The organism is Solirhodobacter sp. (assembly GCF_964715405.1).
The window spans coordinates 1-13,987 of the sequence record NZ_CBAICG010000014.1 but is presented as its reverse complement, the minus strand read 5'-3'; the positions used below and the strand labels follow the sequence as shown (position 1 = coordinate 13,987).

Below are 13,987 nucleotides of genomic sequence, written 5' to 3'. Positions count from 1 at the left end.
CCTAAGGCAGGATCGCGTCCACATCCTGCTGCGGGACGCCGAAGGCCGCCATCAGGCTCGCGGCGCCCGCGCGCAGCACATTGAAGGGCCATTTCAGCACTTCGTAGCCCAGATTCTCCCAGGTGACCTGCGCCTGATCGGGATCCGCGGCGACCAGCGTCATGTTGGTGAATCCGGCCCAGCGAAACGAGGCCCAGGCGCGCGGCAGATGGAAGCGGTTGGTGACCAGGATCACCGGCGCCGCGAGGTCGCCGCCGAGGTCGCGCGACAGCACCCGGCGGGTAAAGAGCGCATTCTGCAAGGTGGAACGCGAGTCCGGCTCCAGCCGGATCGCGGCGGGGTCCACCCCCGCCAGCACCGCGCGCGAGACCATCTGCGCGGACTGGTTTGCCCCGGCCTCGTCCCAGAGCGCGCCGGTGAACAGCAGGATCGGCGCCGCCCCCGCCTGCCAGAGCGCGACGCCGCGATCCACCCGCGCGGCGGTTTCGGCGCCTAGCCGCACGGTGTCCACATCGCCCCCCAGCACGATGATCGCGCGCGCGTCCGGTGGCAGCGCGGGGTCGTGGTAGGTCAGCACCGCAACGACCGGCATCGCCAGCGACACCAGCGCGACAACCAGCCCGAGGGCGACAAGACGGATCAGCCAGCGCATTTCAGCTTGCCGGAGCGGTCAGGGACTGCGGCGCGCTGGTCTCTTCGCTCGCCTCGCGCGCGTCCAGCCGGTCGGCGTTGTAGAGCGCCGGGAACAGCCGCGCCCAAGTGCCGGTGACGATCAGCGTGCCGATGCCGCCAAAGACCGCCGCACCGACCGGGCCAAGGAGGCGGGCGACCACGCCGCTTTCGAACTCGCCCAGTTCGTTCGAGCCCGAAATGAACAGGCCCGACACCGCCGAGACGCGGCCGCGCATGTGGTCCGGCGTGACGATCTGCACCAGCGTCTGGCGCACATAGACCGAGATCATGTCGGCCGCCCCCAGCACCGCCAGCGCGAGAATCGACAGCGGCATCGACTTCGACAGCGCGAAGACCAGCGTCGCCAGCCCGAAGGCGCCCACGGCGGCAAACATCCGCGCCCCCGCGCGGCGTTTCAGCGGCCACCGGCTGAGGATCAGCGCCATCGTCGCGGCGCCAATGGCCGGGCCGGAGCGCAACAGGCCGAAGCCGTCCGGGCCGACATGCAGGATATCCGAGGCGAAGGCGGGCAGCAGCGCCGTCGCCCCGCCCAGCAGCACCGCGAAGAGGTCGAGCGAAATCGCGCCGAGGATGATCTTGTTGGTCCAGACATAGTGCAACCCCTCGCGCACTTGCTCGATCCGGCTACCGGGGCGGCGTTCGGGGCGGGTGTCGGCGCGGATGAAGGTGAGGGTCAACACGCCAAGCGCATAAAGCACCGCCGCCACCTCATAGGCCGCAGCGGGCGAGATCGCGACAAGCAGACCGCCGATCCAGGGCCCGACGATCACCGCCCCCTGCCACGACAGCGACTTGAGCGAGATCGCCTGCGGCATGTCTGCGCGTGGCACCAGCATCGGCACCACCGCTGACCCGGCGGGCGACAGGAACGCCCGCGCGCCACCGAACAGCGCCGCGATGGCGAAGATTGGCGCCACCGAGGGGCTGGGATGCAGCGCCATCGCGACGAGGCCGAGGACACAGACGAACTCTACCCCCAGGCTCGCCATCACGATTCTGCGGCGGTCGTGCCGGTCCACCACCGTGCCCGCGTAGAGCGTCAGCACGAACAGCGGCAAGAACTGGCACAGGCCCACCATGCCGACCAGAAAGGCGCTGTGCTCGATGTCCAAAGTGGTGCGGCCAAGCGCGTAGATCTGCCAGCCGATGGTGACCGCCTCGATCTGCACCGCGACATTGACGAACAGCATCGCCAGCCAGAACAACCCGAAATCGGGGTGGCGCAGCAGGAAGACGGTCTTGGTCTGGGGGGCGGTCATGGAATCGGGTCCGGGCAGGAACGGTCGGGCAAGGCGCGCGGCCTACTGTGCAGCTTCACGGCTGGACGGCAAGCGTCAAAGGGCAGGACCACCGAGGCATTGCGTGCGACCGGACTCACTTCTTCCGCGAAGAATTGCCTTGATTTTTCTGCGAAAAATCGGGGTTTGGAGGGGGGAAACGGGTCATTCCCACTCGATTATCAACGGAAGCCGTAAGGCATTGAATTAACAGCACTAAAAATATTTTTGGGAGCGGTATACCGTCAGGCGTCCCGACAAAAATGTCGGCTCTTGAAATCACTGGGATTTTTCGGGATGCTCCCAAAACCGTGCTTTCGGGGACTATCGTCAAACGAGGAATGCAGGAGACAATCCGACTAGATCCGTGCATCCCACCTATTCCACATTAAAATGCTATCATCCCGACTTCCGAATGTCACGCTGGCGCATCTCGGCGAAACTGGCTCTATGCGGGACCGGCCGTCAGTAAGACGCACACGTCATCCTTTGGCGTCATGATTGTCGTCCGGATCTTCGCGCGCGTGACACTGACCCGGAAATTCTGACGTGCCTGCGTCATCGCCCCATCATGAATATTTCCTCGGACGATTCGATCTGGATTGCCGACAACCTCATTCTTCACTCGCTTTGGCCATCCTTCGAAGATGATAACTTCGTCGAACTGTTTCCCCTTCGCCTTGTGCATGTTCATCACCACGATGCCAGATTCCGGCTTATGAGCCGCTGCGAAATGCTCCTGAATAAAAGACTGGCGGGTAATCGCGAGCGCGTTGTCGTAGGCGCCAGCATTGCGCCAATCTTGCGCTAAACCCTGACGGAGCTGTGTCCCTCGCTCCAGCAAGCGCACATTACGAACATCCTTTGCAGCATCTTTCAAACGCTGACAGGGGCCGCCCTCCAGCACGCCGCGCACAGCGACCCAATCGGCATCAGGGTCACCTGTAAATGTCAACGCGGCATTCGCCTGATGAACGGCGTAAGTTCCGTTTAGAACGCTGTTACCCGGTGGCGCCCGTCCCTTCGCCAGACATTCGTTCCACTTGGCCAGCGCCCCGCGAAATCGCGCTGCCTCGTCCATGTCCCCCTTGGTCGGTGTTGCGCCACCTCGGCCGTGAAAATAGCTACACATCAACTCGACGAATTCGTCGAAACATCCGTCGTTCCGACGCTGCTGGAGCAAGAAGGCTATGATCTCTGCGGCGAGGATTGGACCCTCCATATCGACTGCCGCCGCGTGAAGGATCGGTGGGACATTGCCGAATGGCGCGCGCAGGACGTCAGACACCATCCGCGTCATTTTCTTGGTCGGCACGAGAACCGCGAGCGACCATTCGCGCCGGTCGGCGTCAATCAACCGCTTCCGGGCTTGCAGCACCTGGCCAATAAGGGAGGCGTAAGCTTGGTTTGGGTTCGACCCAAACGGCGCAAAGGCTATGCCCTTGTAGTCCTTATGCCGAAAATTGCCGGTCAGGATGTCGTTGCCGAACAAGGCAATCTCCGTCCCCTTGCTCCGATGGTTGTCACCTGCAAGATCGTGAACCGTTGGCGCGAAGGCCGCCACGAAGTGGTTTAACCTTTCCGGATCGGCGCCGATAAAGTCGAAAATGCGCTGTTCCGGGTCGGCCAGAGTGATGAGCGTACTAGTGGCACCAAGGGCTTGAACCACTCGCCACTGATCGGCGCTGGTGTCCTGAAACTCATCCAGGATAATGTATGGATACATTGTCGAGATAAGCGACCGAACCTTATCCGAGCCATGAAGCAGGGTCGCCACGCGGCCTGCGAAAAGGTCGAAGCAGACCTTCCCTTCTTCGGTCGCCAGCCGGACGCGCTCCGCGTCCTCCTTCGCGCGCTTCTCCGCCTTTTCCTCGTCCGACAGGTGCTTGGCCGCCTTGTAGCCGCTTCGCACCGACGATAACGCGATCGCCTCATTCGGCGGCGTAAGGATCGTCATCCGCCGCGGAAACCCGACGAGGTAACCGTGTGTTTTGAGGATGCGCCAAAAAAACGAGTGGTAGGTATCGACATCGATCCGTCGCCTTTCCTCCCGCGTGATTGCGCGTTCTTCGTCGATCGCCTCTAGGACACGTGAAACGGTCGCACGCGCGAAGCTGAGGAAGAGGATGCTCTGACCGGGCTTCAACTCCTCGCATGCAATTTTCGCCGCTTTGAGGATGGAGACAGTCGTCTTCCCCGAGCCGGGCCCCCCAGTGACGAGTTGATGCCCAACGGTTTGGAGAATCTCCTCCTGCGTTTTAGTCAGATCCACCACGACAGAACCGCCTATCCAAATAGATCATCGTCGCCGTTTTCGTCTTCGTCGCCGGCCGGCAGCGGATCACATAGCGCTTTCAATGCAATGCAGACGTCGCGAAGCCACTGCGGGATTTCGGCTTCAGAGCACTGGGCCAAAAACTCTGCTATTCCCCAATTGCCTTTCGACCAGCCGAAATACTCCCCAAGCGCGGCAGCAGCCTGGATTTTTGGTTGTGGGTATTTTGCGAGAAGGTGCGGCGGCCAATCCAGTTTATCAGCAAAGCGCTCCAATGCAGCCTGGGTGGTATTCTTGAGGATTAGCTCCTCAATACCCTTCTCGCCGTGCATGAACAAAGATTCCACCTGCGCCTCGATAGCTGCCTTGCCGGCATCGGCCTGTTTGTCGCACAACGCAAAGGTCCGCTTTCCGAGGCTCTTGTACAGCGCCCCAAGGTCGGCGATCTGTGTCTCGCTACCGGCATCGATCACGCAAACGCCCAAGGCTTCCATAGACGCATAGGTCGCCGGGTTGAGTTCAGCCAATCGACGCGCGACGACTGGGAATGAGGTAGCCTCCGTCGCACCTTCCGCAATGAGCACGCGGCGCGAAAGCAGACCCTCACAAAACCGGGTTCGGAAATCCTGCCGATAGCGTTTGTGCTTGATGCTCTCCGGCAACTGAATCTTGGCTTGGCTCAGTTGGCCATCATCCGACCGCGACAGGATTACTGTTTCGTTGAGGTTGAACTCCTCGAGCACATACGGCGAGTGCGACGTGAAAAGCGACTGCGATGACAGTTTGCGAAGTTCATGGACAATTCGCTTCTGAGCGTATGGTGGAATCGCCGTTTCAGCTTCCTCCATCGCGAAAATAACATTCTGCTTGTCCTCGGCGATCTGTGAAAGCATCGCGAGCACCAGCATGTTGATCGTCCCCGTTCCCTGCCGGTAGAAGGGAGCGGCGTGATCTCCGGCGCCTGTGGCGATGAATGCGGTGATCACCTTGCGCAAATGCTCTCGTGTCAGATTCGAGACCTTCAGGTGCGGCTTCACGCCCCATTCGCGCGGAACATATTTCTTCAGCGACCTATCGATGCTTTCCAGCACCCCGGAGATACCGATTGCCGGATCGCTCGCGACATCGAACTCCGCGAGCGTTCCGATTGTCCCTTCCCAAATCTGCGGCCGGATTTCCTTGAGTCGGAGGATGATGTCCAGCAGGCTGCCGTGTTCCAAGCTGAGAGCACGAGATCCGGTCCTGAGCGAACGTAGGAACAGAAAGCCACAGTGTTGCTTGTCCTTCTTTGAGAACGATGCAGGAGTTTCATCCTCTGAAAGGCTACGTGCGAAATAGCTGTTGCCGACAAAATCATCCTCATCGGAATCGTATTCGCCGATGAATGTTACGCGCAGCGCTGCCTTAATCTCCGCAGCATCAACCCCGGCCGGGTTCGGATCCTGATAGAAATCTCCAGTAGTGGTATTGAGCCATTCGACATGGGCTCCAAATCGCGCCTCCTGCTCTGGCGACAGATTAGTGATCGTCACCTCGACCGTGATTTTCGGCGCGGCGCCAAGTTCGGCGCCTTCTGGAGCCTCGGGCTTTGGGATGGGAAGATAGCGACCCTGATAGAAATCATGCTCATCCACGGGCGGTCGTCGGCTCAGCCGGTCTGGACCCAAGGCCAGATCGATAGCTTCAAAAACCGACGATTTGCCGGTGTTGTTGTCGCCGATTAGTACGGCATGGTCTGGCAGGACAAGCTTACCCGACCGGATGCCGCGAAAATTTTCGATAGATACAGAGAATATTTTCACTGGCCGCCCCTTTGTGCGCCCGCACGATTAGCCCTCGTTGCTATGTCAGCGCATCGCACCATCAGCGCATCGAACGGCTCGGAGTCGTCGAAGAGAAGCCCGTCCTCGACCATGCGGACGTAATCGTCTTCCAACGCCTTCGCACCATCGCCGACCGGAACGAGATGCAAGCCGCCGTTGATGGCCGCTGCGTAGTCGATCGGCGTTCGGTCGGCGGCCTTCTCTGCAAAGAACATCGACTTGTGCCTGGCAACGGCGTTCGCCAGTTCGCGATCGGCGAAAGCAGCTTCTGCAAAGCCGGCTTCATCCAGCCGGGCAATGTCGTGCCAGTGTCGCGCGAAGCGTTCGCCACGCAGCCGCTCCTGAAGGCAGAAGACGTGGATGGCGGTCGCCTTCTCCCAAAACGTCCGTTCCGCGAGCATGACGCGGGGCCGCGCCGCCGGGAATATCAGCCCTTCGATCAGCCCGGCTGCATCGCAGACGACTTCGCGTAGGCTCGCCGGTTCACCCGTCGAGCGGGCGCCGAACTCCAGCATGACGCTGGGCGCGACATAGCCGGAGCCTGCCGCGGTCGCCTCATAGTCGATAAAGAGCTTCTCATCCTCGACGCGGACGGATGCCGCCAGACCTTCGACGGCCAGCGCGTTCGCGATCACGGGTTGCACAGTTTCCGCGACCCATTCCGGCAAACGCCGGCGGACTTCGCTGGACCAGCGCTTCTCCTCGCTGCGGGTTTTCGGGAGAGCCTCGCCTTTGTCCCCAACCAAATCAGGCGCAATCGCACGAATGTCGTAGGTCAGATCCACATCCTCCGAAAATCGGCGGATGACCTGATAGGCTTTCGACAAGGACGTGCCGCCCTTGAACACCAGATGTTCGCCGAGCGGCGCGGCGTAGAGGGTCGCCAGCGCCCAAACCACCCACACGTCCTTCTCCAGAAGATGCGTAGGACGGCCCGAACGGTCAGCCGCGACACCCAGCGCATCGCGGCGATCCTGGGTCGATAGTTGAAGGAAAACGTCAGCCATAGGCAACCTTCCCGACGCTCTGCGCGAGCCATGTCGGAAGCTGAGGCGCGGCCGCGACCAGCTCGCCAAACACTCCGGGCGGCATTTTCTGCTTCAGTGTCTTGAGCGCAGTTTCCGCCCGCTCAGGGCCGAGCCAGGCAAGCGCCCGGACGGCCTCCCCGGCTGGCCTACTGGCCAGAGCCAATTGCCAGCGCGGCGCATGCCGCAATTCCACAACCTGCTTGCCGAGGTGCATCGTCCGGCTGCGTCCGGATGTCAGATAGACCGAACGGACAGGCACCTGCGTCGTCAAGCCAAGAGCGTTTGCCGCAGCGGCGCCGTTCGAGACAATGACCTCGCCGCGTTGAGTCGCCAGAGCCTCAACGGCCTGCTCGACCGAAGGCGTTCGCGTTCCGAACCGGCTGGCGACGGGACGAAGATAGACTCCACGACCCGCGCGAATGAGCTGTCCACGCTCGGCCAGGCGCGATAGCGCTTGATCCACCGCAGCTCGATTTCCAAGGTGGAGCAGCCCCTTAGCGGACACAGGCACCCCTTCGGGCAGTCCCGCCGCATGCGTCAATATCTGTTCGGTCAGCCGAGTCATCGTCGTTCTCCTGTTAGAAGCATATACGGTTTTCTGACACTTTTCAATGAAGCCCGCATGAGGGTGAAGCCGGGTAAGGGGGAAAGCCTTCCCCTGCGGCCGAGCCATGATCTCGGCCGACCCCTTCTGCGGGGACCTCCCCCGCAACGCCCCCTTTAGAGTGAGAGTGCGGACGGGATTTCCGTGACGGGTTTAGGGCTGGAGAAGAGGTCTCCGGCGCCCGTCGCGGAGAACCGCGATGTTCAGGAATAACCGCAACGGGCGTGCCGGCAACGACCGGGCGAGCCTTTACGACGACATCACCAGCAAGATCATCGCCGAGCTGGAGGCAGGCCGCTTCCCCTGGGTTCAGCCCTGGGGCACGGCCACGGCCAAGGCGCCCCTCGCCATGCCGAGGAACGCTGCAACCGGACGACACTATTCGGGGATCAATGTGCTGATCCTGTGGGGCGCCGTGATCCAGCACGGCTTTCCCGGCCAGAGCTGGCTCACCTTCCGCCAAGCCTTGTCCCTCGGCGGGAATGTCCGCAAGGGCGAACGCGGCACCACCGTTGTCTATGCCGACCGTTTCACCCCGGAGGACGAGAAACGCCGCGCCCGCGAGACCGGCGAGGAAGCGGCAGCGGTCCCGTTCCTCAAGCGCTTCACAGTGTTCAACGCGGCGCAATGTGACGGCCTGCCAGAAGACGTAACCATCGTTGCTCCGCCGCCTCCGCCCGGCCTCATCGAGCCCCGGGTCAAGGCCCTTATCCAGGCCACCGGCATCGACTTCCGCATCGGCGGCGATCGCGCCTTCTATGTCCCGGCGCACGACTATGTGCAGGTGCCTCCACCCCAAGCGTATTTCGAGTCGATCAATTGGCACCGGACGGCCCTGCACGAGCTGGGGCACGCCACAGGCCACCCCGCGCGCCTGAACCGCGATTTCTCGGGTTCATTCGGAACGAAGAAATACGCTTTCGAGGAGCTGGTCGCCGAGATCAACGCCGCCTTCTGCTGCGCCTCGCTTGGCATCACTCCCACCGTTCGCCATGCCGACTACATCGGCTCCTGGCTCGAGGTGCTGCGTGAGGATAACCGCGCCATCGTCCGTGCCGCCTCCCAGGCCAGCAAGGCGGCCGATTGGCTGCTCGGCTTTCTGCCGGACGCCGATATCGGCCTCGCCGATGACGAACGGCAAGCGGCGTGATGACACTGAAAACCGGAAAGGCGGAAAATCTGACTTCCGCCTTCACGCCTTTCCGCTTTTCCGGCGCTGTCCTTCTCAGAGTGAGAGGGCGGCGCTTCGCTTCGTGACGGGTTGGAGGTCGAGAGAGAGGCTCTCGCCGCCCGTCGCGGAGTAAGGAACATGGCGACTGCCGTTCAAAAAATCACCCTGTCGTCGGCGCGCGACATCCCCTTCAACAAACTGGTGCTCAGCCAAGCCAATGTGCGGCGCGTAAAGGCCGGGACATCGATCGAGGAGCTGGCCGAGTCCATCGCCCGGCGCGGCCTCATTCAGAGCCTGCATATCCGTCCTGTCCTTGACGCCGATGGCGCCGAGACCGGCATGTTCGAGGTCCCCGCAGGCGGCCGGCGCTATCGCGCGCTTGAACTGCTGGTGAAGCAGAAGCGCCTGGCCAAGACCGCGCCAGTGCCCTGCGTTGTTGGCGACGCCAGAAGCGGCATCCTCATCGATGAAATCTCGCTGGTCGAGAACATGGAGCGCGCGCCCCTCCATCCACTCGATCAATTCCGCGCTTTCAAGGCGATGCGCGACAAAGGCATGACCGAGGAGGCCGTCGCGGCCGCCTTCTTCGTCAACGCCAATGTTGTGAAACAGCGCCTGCGCCTCGTCTCCGTCTCGACAAAGCTGCTGGAGATTTATGCCGACGACGGCATGACGCTCGAACAGCTCATGGCCTTCAGTGTCTCGTCAGACCATGCCCGTCAGGAGCAGGTGTGGGACGCGATCAAGGATAGCTGGCAGAAGGAGCCCTATCACATCCGCCGGATGCTGACCGAGACCGCAGTACGCGCCGCCGACAAGCGAGCCGTCTTCGTGGGTGTTGAAGCGTACGAAGCGGCCGGCGGCGTCGTGCTGCGCGACCTGTTCCAGTCCGACGATGGCGGCTGGCTGCAAGACCCGGCCCTACTCGACCGCCTGGTGGCCGAAAAGCTCAAGGTCGCCGCTGACGAAATCGCGGGCGAAGGCTGGAAATGGGTCGAGGCCGCCCTGAGCTTTCCCTACGGCCACGAGCGTGGGCTGCGCGAGCTTGCAGGGACAACGGTCGATCTGACGGTGGAGGAACGCGCAGCCCGTGAGACGCTACGAAACGAATATGACCGGCTCGAAGCCGAATATTCCGAAGCCGACGAGCTGCCGGACGAGGTCGATGCGCGTCTCGGCGAAATCGAAAAGGCCCTCGACGCCTTCGAACAGCGCCCGGCGATCTACGACCCGGCCGACATCGCCATCGCGGGCGTTTTCATCAGCATCGACGCCAACGGCTCGCTGTCGGTGAATCGCGGCTATGTCCGCTCCGAAGATGAACGTCCAGCCGACCATGACGGCAACGATACGCCAGCAACTGACGGCGATAGAGTTCATGCGACCGCGCCAACCGTTCAACGCGCCGTCGTCACCATCGGTGGCCAGGCTGTGGCGCCGGATGACGACGAGGAAGAGGGCATCAAGCCGCTGCCCGAGCGCCTCGTCACCGAACTCACCGCGCATCGCACCCTGGCGCTACGCAACGCGGTAGCCGAGCATCCCGACATCGCCATGACCATGTTGCTGCACAAGCTGGTCAGCGACACCTTCCGGCGTCCCGCGCCGACCGGCTGCCTCGAGGCCAGTGTCCGCCATGTCACCTTCTCCGCCCAATCGGAGGAACTGAAGGACAGCGCGCCGGCGCGCGAGATCGCCGAGCGGCATGAAAGGTGGGGCGATCATATCCCCGCAGAGGATCAGGCTCTGTGGGATTGGTTGAGCCAACTGGACGACGGAACGCGCGTCGACCTGCTTGCCCATTGCGTCAGCTTCGGCGTGAACGCGCTGTTCGAGCGGCCGAACCCTTACGGATCGGGCGTCAGCCAACACGGTCTGGACGTGCGCATCTCCCAGGCAGACCGGCTGGCGAGGGCTACTGGACTCGACATGGTCGCGGCAGGCTGGCGGCCAACAGTCAGCAACTATCTTGGCCGCGTCACCAAGCCCCGCATCATCGAAGCCGTCCGAGAGGGCGCGGGCGAACGATCCGCCCAGCTCATCGACCATCTGAAGAAGGGCGACATGGCCAATGAAGCTGAGCGCCTGCTGGCCGACACGGGCTGGCTGCCTGAGCCGTTGCGTCTGATCGATTCCAACGACGCACAGGCCATCGAACCGGGAACAGAGAGCGACGCTGACGATGACGCCGCCTTGCCGGACTTCCTCAGCGAGGACGGCGACGACGAGGAATCCGACGGAAGCGAGGAAGAAGACGCCCTCACGATCGCGGCCGAATGACCCACACGGCGGGGGGGCGCCAAGAGGTCGCTTCCCCGCAACCTTGTAAGGAGACCTTCCATGATTGAATCCGACCTTTCCAACAGTCGCCGCGCCACCTTCCAGTACCTCGTGCCTGTTCATGTAGAGGTCAAAGACGGTCTTGTCGTTTGCGTCACCGTCGTCGACGAAACTCCAGTGCGTGATCCAATCCTGGTCGAGGGCGATGCCAGCTACCTTCCGGAAGCCGTGGCCGCCGCTGACAATGGCCAGCCCTGGCCATCCTGGCGGTTCGGCTACTGACCGACTTCGATCATCCCTCAACCCAGCCCGGCCATCGCGCCGGGCTTTCTCGTTTCAGGAGCCTATGATGGCCGACTATTTCACCCATTTCTCATGCCTGCTCGACGTTGGCACGTCCGAGAACGCCGCCCGCGCGCTCGACCTCTACAACAAGCTGTCCGAGGAAAGCGCATCGGAGGAACCGCCCTCCGAAGGCTTCCTGCTCTCGATCCAGCCCGAGCATGGCGGCAACCAGCTCTGGATGCGCGATGACATGACCGGTGACCCCGAGCGCCTCCTCCAATTCGTGAAGCGCTGCGGCGCCGAGTTCGGCCTCATGGGCCGCTGGGGATTCCAATACGCCAACACCTGCTCGAAGCCCCGGCTCGATGGGTTCGGCGGCGGCGCCCATGTCATCGACCTCGCGACCGGCGAGACTGTGGACTGGATCTACACCGACGGCTGGCTCAACCAGACCATCTCCGCCGAGGGAGGGCCGCTATGAGCATCCCCTCTCATGCCCGAAGCAATTTCCAGACCCTGCTACGCGCGGCAAGTGACGGAAATCTCGCCCTCATGGAGTGCCTCGACGCTGTGAGCGGCAGCCCGCGCTACGTCATTTGCGCCGTGGGGCGCGACAATGGCGACTACCTCTTCACGCCCTTCGGCCATCTCGCTGACGGTAATCCCTACGACGCCTATCTGCCGCCCGATCCTGACGATCCCGAAGGCTTCGTGCGGCCAGAAAGTGGAGAGGCGCCATGACCGGCATCGACGCCATCTTCGCAGCGGATCGTCAGCATCCCCCGCACGAACGGTCTTTGCCCTGGAAGGACACCCGCGACGGCCTTACCGTCGTCGTCGAGCCCAAGCCCCATTGGGCCAGCGACATGCGGGCGTTCCGGACCGAGAGCCGAGAATATTGCGCCTATGCCGATTGGACCGCGAACGGATCGCGGGCCAGATTCTTCGGGCACGTCGATACCTGCGGAGAGGACCTGATCTGCAAGGCCCGCATTCTGCTCGCCGGAGAGATCGCGGTAGGGCTCTGGAACTGATCCCCTCAAAAAGCGCCTCACCTCACGGTCGGGCGCTTTTTTCATGCTGCGATCTTGAGAGTGAGAGTGCGGCCGGAACGGGTTTGAGCCGGTGCGGTCGAGAGAGAGCGCCGCGCAGGCTCTCCCCTTCGCGCTCTCCTTAAGGTTCCCACCATGACCATGATTTCAGCATCCGCGTCGTCCGCTGCCGCGCCGCTTGTGCTCGGCCGTAATCTCGCACCTGCCGCCACCGTCGCGGCAGCCGGCCTGCTTCTGCCCCATCTCGAACGCGGCAAGCGCGTCGATGCGGCCACCCTGCGTGCGGCGATGGAAACTGCCTTCGGCGCGTCGGACGCCACCGGCGCCTGGGATTGGAAGACGGCCTATGACGCCTGCGAAGCGGCGACCGTCCTTTTCCTGCGCAAATACGGACGCGCGCTTTTCCGCAAAGCCGGGTCTCCGGCTTCCCGGCTTTCCGCGTTGTCAAAAATCGCCGGTCTTCTGCCGACACATACGCGCCGGTCCGCGGAGAGCCAGACCTTCCAGCAATTCTCGACGCCGATCCCGCTCGGCCTGGTCGCGGCCCAAGCTGCGGCCGTGACTCCGGCCGACCGGGTGCTGGAACCTTCGGCGGGCACCGGCCTCCTCGCCATCCTCGCCGAGATCGCCGGCGGCGCGCTCGTCCTCAACGAGCTGGCCGACACCCGCGCCAGCCTGCTGTCCCTTCTTTTTCCGGCCATTCCCATCACCCGCTTCGACGCGGCCCAGATCGACGATCATCTCGATCCCGCCGTCACGCCCACCGTCGTGCTGATGAATCCGCCCTTCTCTGTCATGGCCAATGTCGAGGGCCGCATGGCGGACGCCGCCTACCGACACGTCGCCTCCGCGCTGGCGCGTCTGGCGCCCGGTGGCCGGTTGGTGGCGATTACCGGTGCCCGCTTCGCGCCTGATAACCCAGCCTGGCGGCACGCCTTCATTCGGCTGCAAGCGCGCGGACGCATCACCTTCTCCGCCGTCATCGACGGATCGGTCTATGCCAAACACGGCACAACAATCGAGACGCGCCTAGTCGTCATAGACAAGCTGCCTGCCGACGATCCCGCCAGGTTCCCGGCAACGCTTGGCGTCGCGCCGGATGTCACCACGCTGCTGGGCTGGCTCGACAACCATCTGCCGGAACGACTCGCCCTCGATTCCTCCCTCACGGTGTCGGTTGCCGCGCCTTCTGTTCCTCGCAGCGTGCGCGGCTCTATCAACAGCACTGCCAAAGCCGCCCTGGCGACCGCGCCGATCGCCGAACCGGAGAGCTTGCCGCTCGCCTATGAGACCATCGACTGGCAGGCCGGAGAAGGCGGTCGTCTGTCCGATGGCATCTATGAGGAATACGGGGCACCTCGAAAAATTGCGCCTGATCTGACGGCGGTGTAGATATTGGGTCAGCATTGGACGGAGGCCGGTTGTCATGGCGCAGATGGGTTTCTTTGATCTTTCAGATCGTTACGCGAGCCTGGATGCGAAGAAGGACCCGCTGGTCG

13 protein-coding genes are annotated in these 13,987 nt (G+C 62.8%); 7 read left to right on the top strand and 6 right to left on the bottom strand.

The features are described from left to right. Window position 1: 1 nt before the first annotated feature. The 6 genes from AC11WY_RS08240 to AC11WY_RS08215 all read right to left on the bottom strand — a co-directional run bounded on the left by AC11WY_RS08240 (window position 2) and on the right by AC11WY_RS08215 (window position 7,661). Entirely contained in the window at window positions 2-652 is a 651-nt protein-coding gene (locus AC11WY_RS08240; protein ID WP_482924331.1) for a YdcF family protein, read from the bottom strand. A 1-nt stretch (window position 653) separates the two neighbouring features. After that, on the bottom strand, window positions 654-1,952 hold the full coding sequence (locus tag AC11WY_RS08235) for an MFS transporter (protein ID WP_482924329.1): 1,299 nt from the start codon (window positions 1,950-1,952) through the stop codon (window positions 654-656). A gap of 466 nt (window positions 1,953-2,418) precedes the next feature. Then, window positions 2,419-4,245: a UvrD-helicase domain-containing protein gene (locus AC11WY_RS08230; protein WP_482924327.1), complete on the bottom strand. Its 1,827-nt coding sequence runs from the start codon at window positions 4,243-4,245 to the stop codon at window positions 2,419-2,421. 11 nt (window positions 4,246-4,256) lie between these two features. Beyond that, on the bottom strand, window positions 4,257-6,047 hold the full coding sequence (locus AC11WY_RS08225) for an ATP-dependent nuclease (RefSeq protein ID WP_482924325.1): 1,791 nt from the start codon (window positions 6,045-6,047) through the stop codon (window positions 4,257-4,259). Then, window positions 6,044-7,075, bottom strand: a complete 1,032-nt coding sequence (locus tag AC11WY_RS08220) for a nucleotidyl transferase AbiEii/AbiGii toxin family protein (protein WP_482924323.1) — start codon at window positions 7,073-7,075, stop codon at window positions 6,044-6,046. The genes AC11WY_RS08225 and AC11WY_RS08220 overlap by 4 nt, the downstream gene beginning before the upstream one ends. Continuing rightward, entirely contained in the window at window positions 7,068-7,661 is a 594-nt protein-coding gene (locus AC11WY_RS08215) for a DUF6088 family protein (protein ID WP_482924321.1), read from the bottom strand. Before AC11WY_RS08215 ends, AC11WY_RS08220 begins: the two co-directional genes overlap by 8 nt. 238 nt (window positions 7,662-7,899) lie before the next feature. On the opposite strand from AC11WY_RS08215, the gene AC11WY_RS08210 reads away from it, so the two are divergent. The 7 genes from AC11WY_RS08210 to AC11WY_RS08180 all read left to right on the top strand — a co-directional run bounded on the left by AC11WY_RS08210 (window position 7,900) and on the right by AC11WY_RS08180 (window position 13,880). Beyond that, the gene (locus AC11WY_RS08210; protein WP_482924319.1) at window positions 7,900-8,850 is read left to right on the top strand and encodes an ArdC family protein; all 951 of its coding nucleotides are present in this window, start codon (window positions 7,900-7,902) and stop codon (window positions 8,848-8,850) included. Between the two features lie 159 nt (window positions 8,851-9,009). After that, window positions 9,010-11,151, top strand: coding sequence for a ParB/RepB/Spo0J family partition protein (locus tag AC11WY_RS08205; protein WP_482924317.1), 2,142 nt, complete (start codon window positions 9,010-9,012; stop codon window positions 11,149-11,151). A gap of 60 nt (window positions 11,152-11,211) precedes the next feature. Then, a complete protein-coding gene (locus AC11WY_RS08200) occupies window positions 11,212-11,433 on the top strand; it encodes a hypothetical protein (RefSeq protein ID WP_482924315.1) in 222 nt (73 codons plus the stop codon). 67 nt (window positions 11,434-11,500) lie between these two features. After that, window positions 11,501-11,917 carry a hypothetical protein gene (locus AC11WY_RS08195; RefSeq protein ID WP_482924314.1) on the top strand — a complete coding sequence of 139 codons (417 nt, stop codon included), beginning with the start codon at window positions 11,501-11,503 and terminating at the stop codon, window positions 11,915-11,917. Next, window positions 11,914-12,177: a DUF6117 family protein gene (locus AC11WY_RS08190; protein WP_482924312.1), complete on the top strand. Its 264-nt coding sequence runs from the start codon at window positions 11,914-11,916 to the stop codon at window positions 12,175-12,177. The genes AC11WY_RS08195 and AC11WY_RS08190 overlap by 4 nt, the downstream gene beginning before the upstream one ends. Then, entirely contained in the window at window positions 12,174-12,470 is a 297-nt protein-coding gene (locus tag AC11WY_RS08185) for a hypothetical protein (protein ID WP_482924310.1), read from the top strand. The genes AC11WY_RS08190 and AC11WY_RS08185 overlap by 4 nt, the downstream gene beginning before the upstream one ends. Window positions 12,471-12,623: 153 nt before the next feature. After that, the gene (locus tag AC11WY_RS08180) at window positions 12,624-13,880 is read left to right on the top strand and encodes a hypothetical protein (RefSeq protein WP_482924308.1); all 1,257 of its coding nucleotides are present in this window, start codon (window positions 12,624-12,626) and stop codon (window positions 13,878-13,880) included. Window positions 13,881-13,987 lie beyond the last annotated feature (107 nt).

Bases quoted from the DNA above. Each gene is read 5' to 3' on its own strand.
- AC11WY_RS08240 (WP_482924331.1), bottom strand. From the start codon at position 652: ATGCGCTGGCTGATCCGTCTTGTCGCCCTCGGGCTGGTTGTCGCGCTG.
- AC11WY_RS08235 (WP_482924329.1), bottom strand. From the start codon at position 1,952: ATGACCGCCCCCCAGACCAAGACCGTCTTCCTGCTGCGCCACCCCGAT.
- AC11WY_RS08220 (WP_482924323.1), bottom strand. From the start codon at position 7,075: ATGGCTGACGTTTTCCTTCAACTATCGACCCAGGATCGCCGCGATGCG.
- AC11WY_RS08215 (WP_482924321.1), bottom strand. From the start codon at position 7,661: ATGACTCGGCTGACCGAACAGATATTGACGCATGCGGCGGGACTGCCC.
- AC11WY_RS08210 (WP_482924319.1), top strand. From the start codon at position 7,900: ATGTTCAGGAATAACCGCAACGGGCGTGCCGGCAACGACCGGGCGAGC.
- AC11WY_RS08205 (WP_482924317.1), top strand. From the start codon at position 9,010: ATGGCGACTGCCGTTCAAAAAATCACCCTGTCGTCGGCGCGCGACATC.
- AC11WY_RS08200 (WP_482924315.1), top strand. From the start codon at position 11,212: ATGATTGAATCCGACCTTTCCAACAGTCGCCGCGCCACCTTCCAGTAC.
- AC11WY_RS08195 (WP_482924314.1), top strand. From the start codon at position 11,501: ATGGCCGACTATTTCACCCATTTCTCATGCCTGCTCGACGTTGGCACG.
- AC11WY_RS08190 (WP_482924312.1), top strand. From the start codon at position 11,914: ATGAGCATCCCCTCTCATGCCCGAAGCAATTTCCAGACCCTGCTACGC.
- AC11WY_RS08185 (WP_482924310.1), top strand. From the start codon at position 12,174: ATGACCGGCATCGACGCCATCTTCGCAGCGGATCGTCAGCATCCCCCG.
- AC11WY_RS08180 (WP_482924308.1), top strand. From the start codon at position 12,624: ATGACCATGATTTCAGCATCCGCGTCGTCCGCTGCCGCGCCGCTTGTG.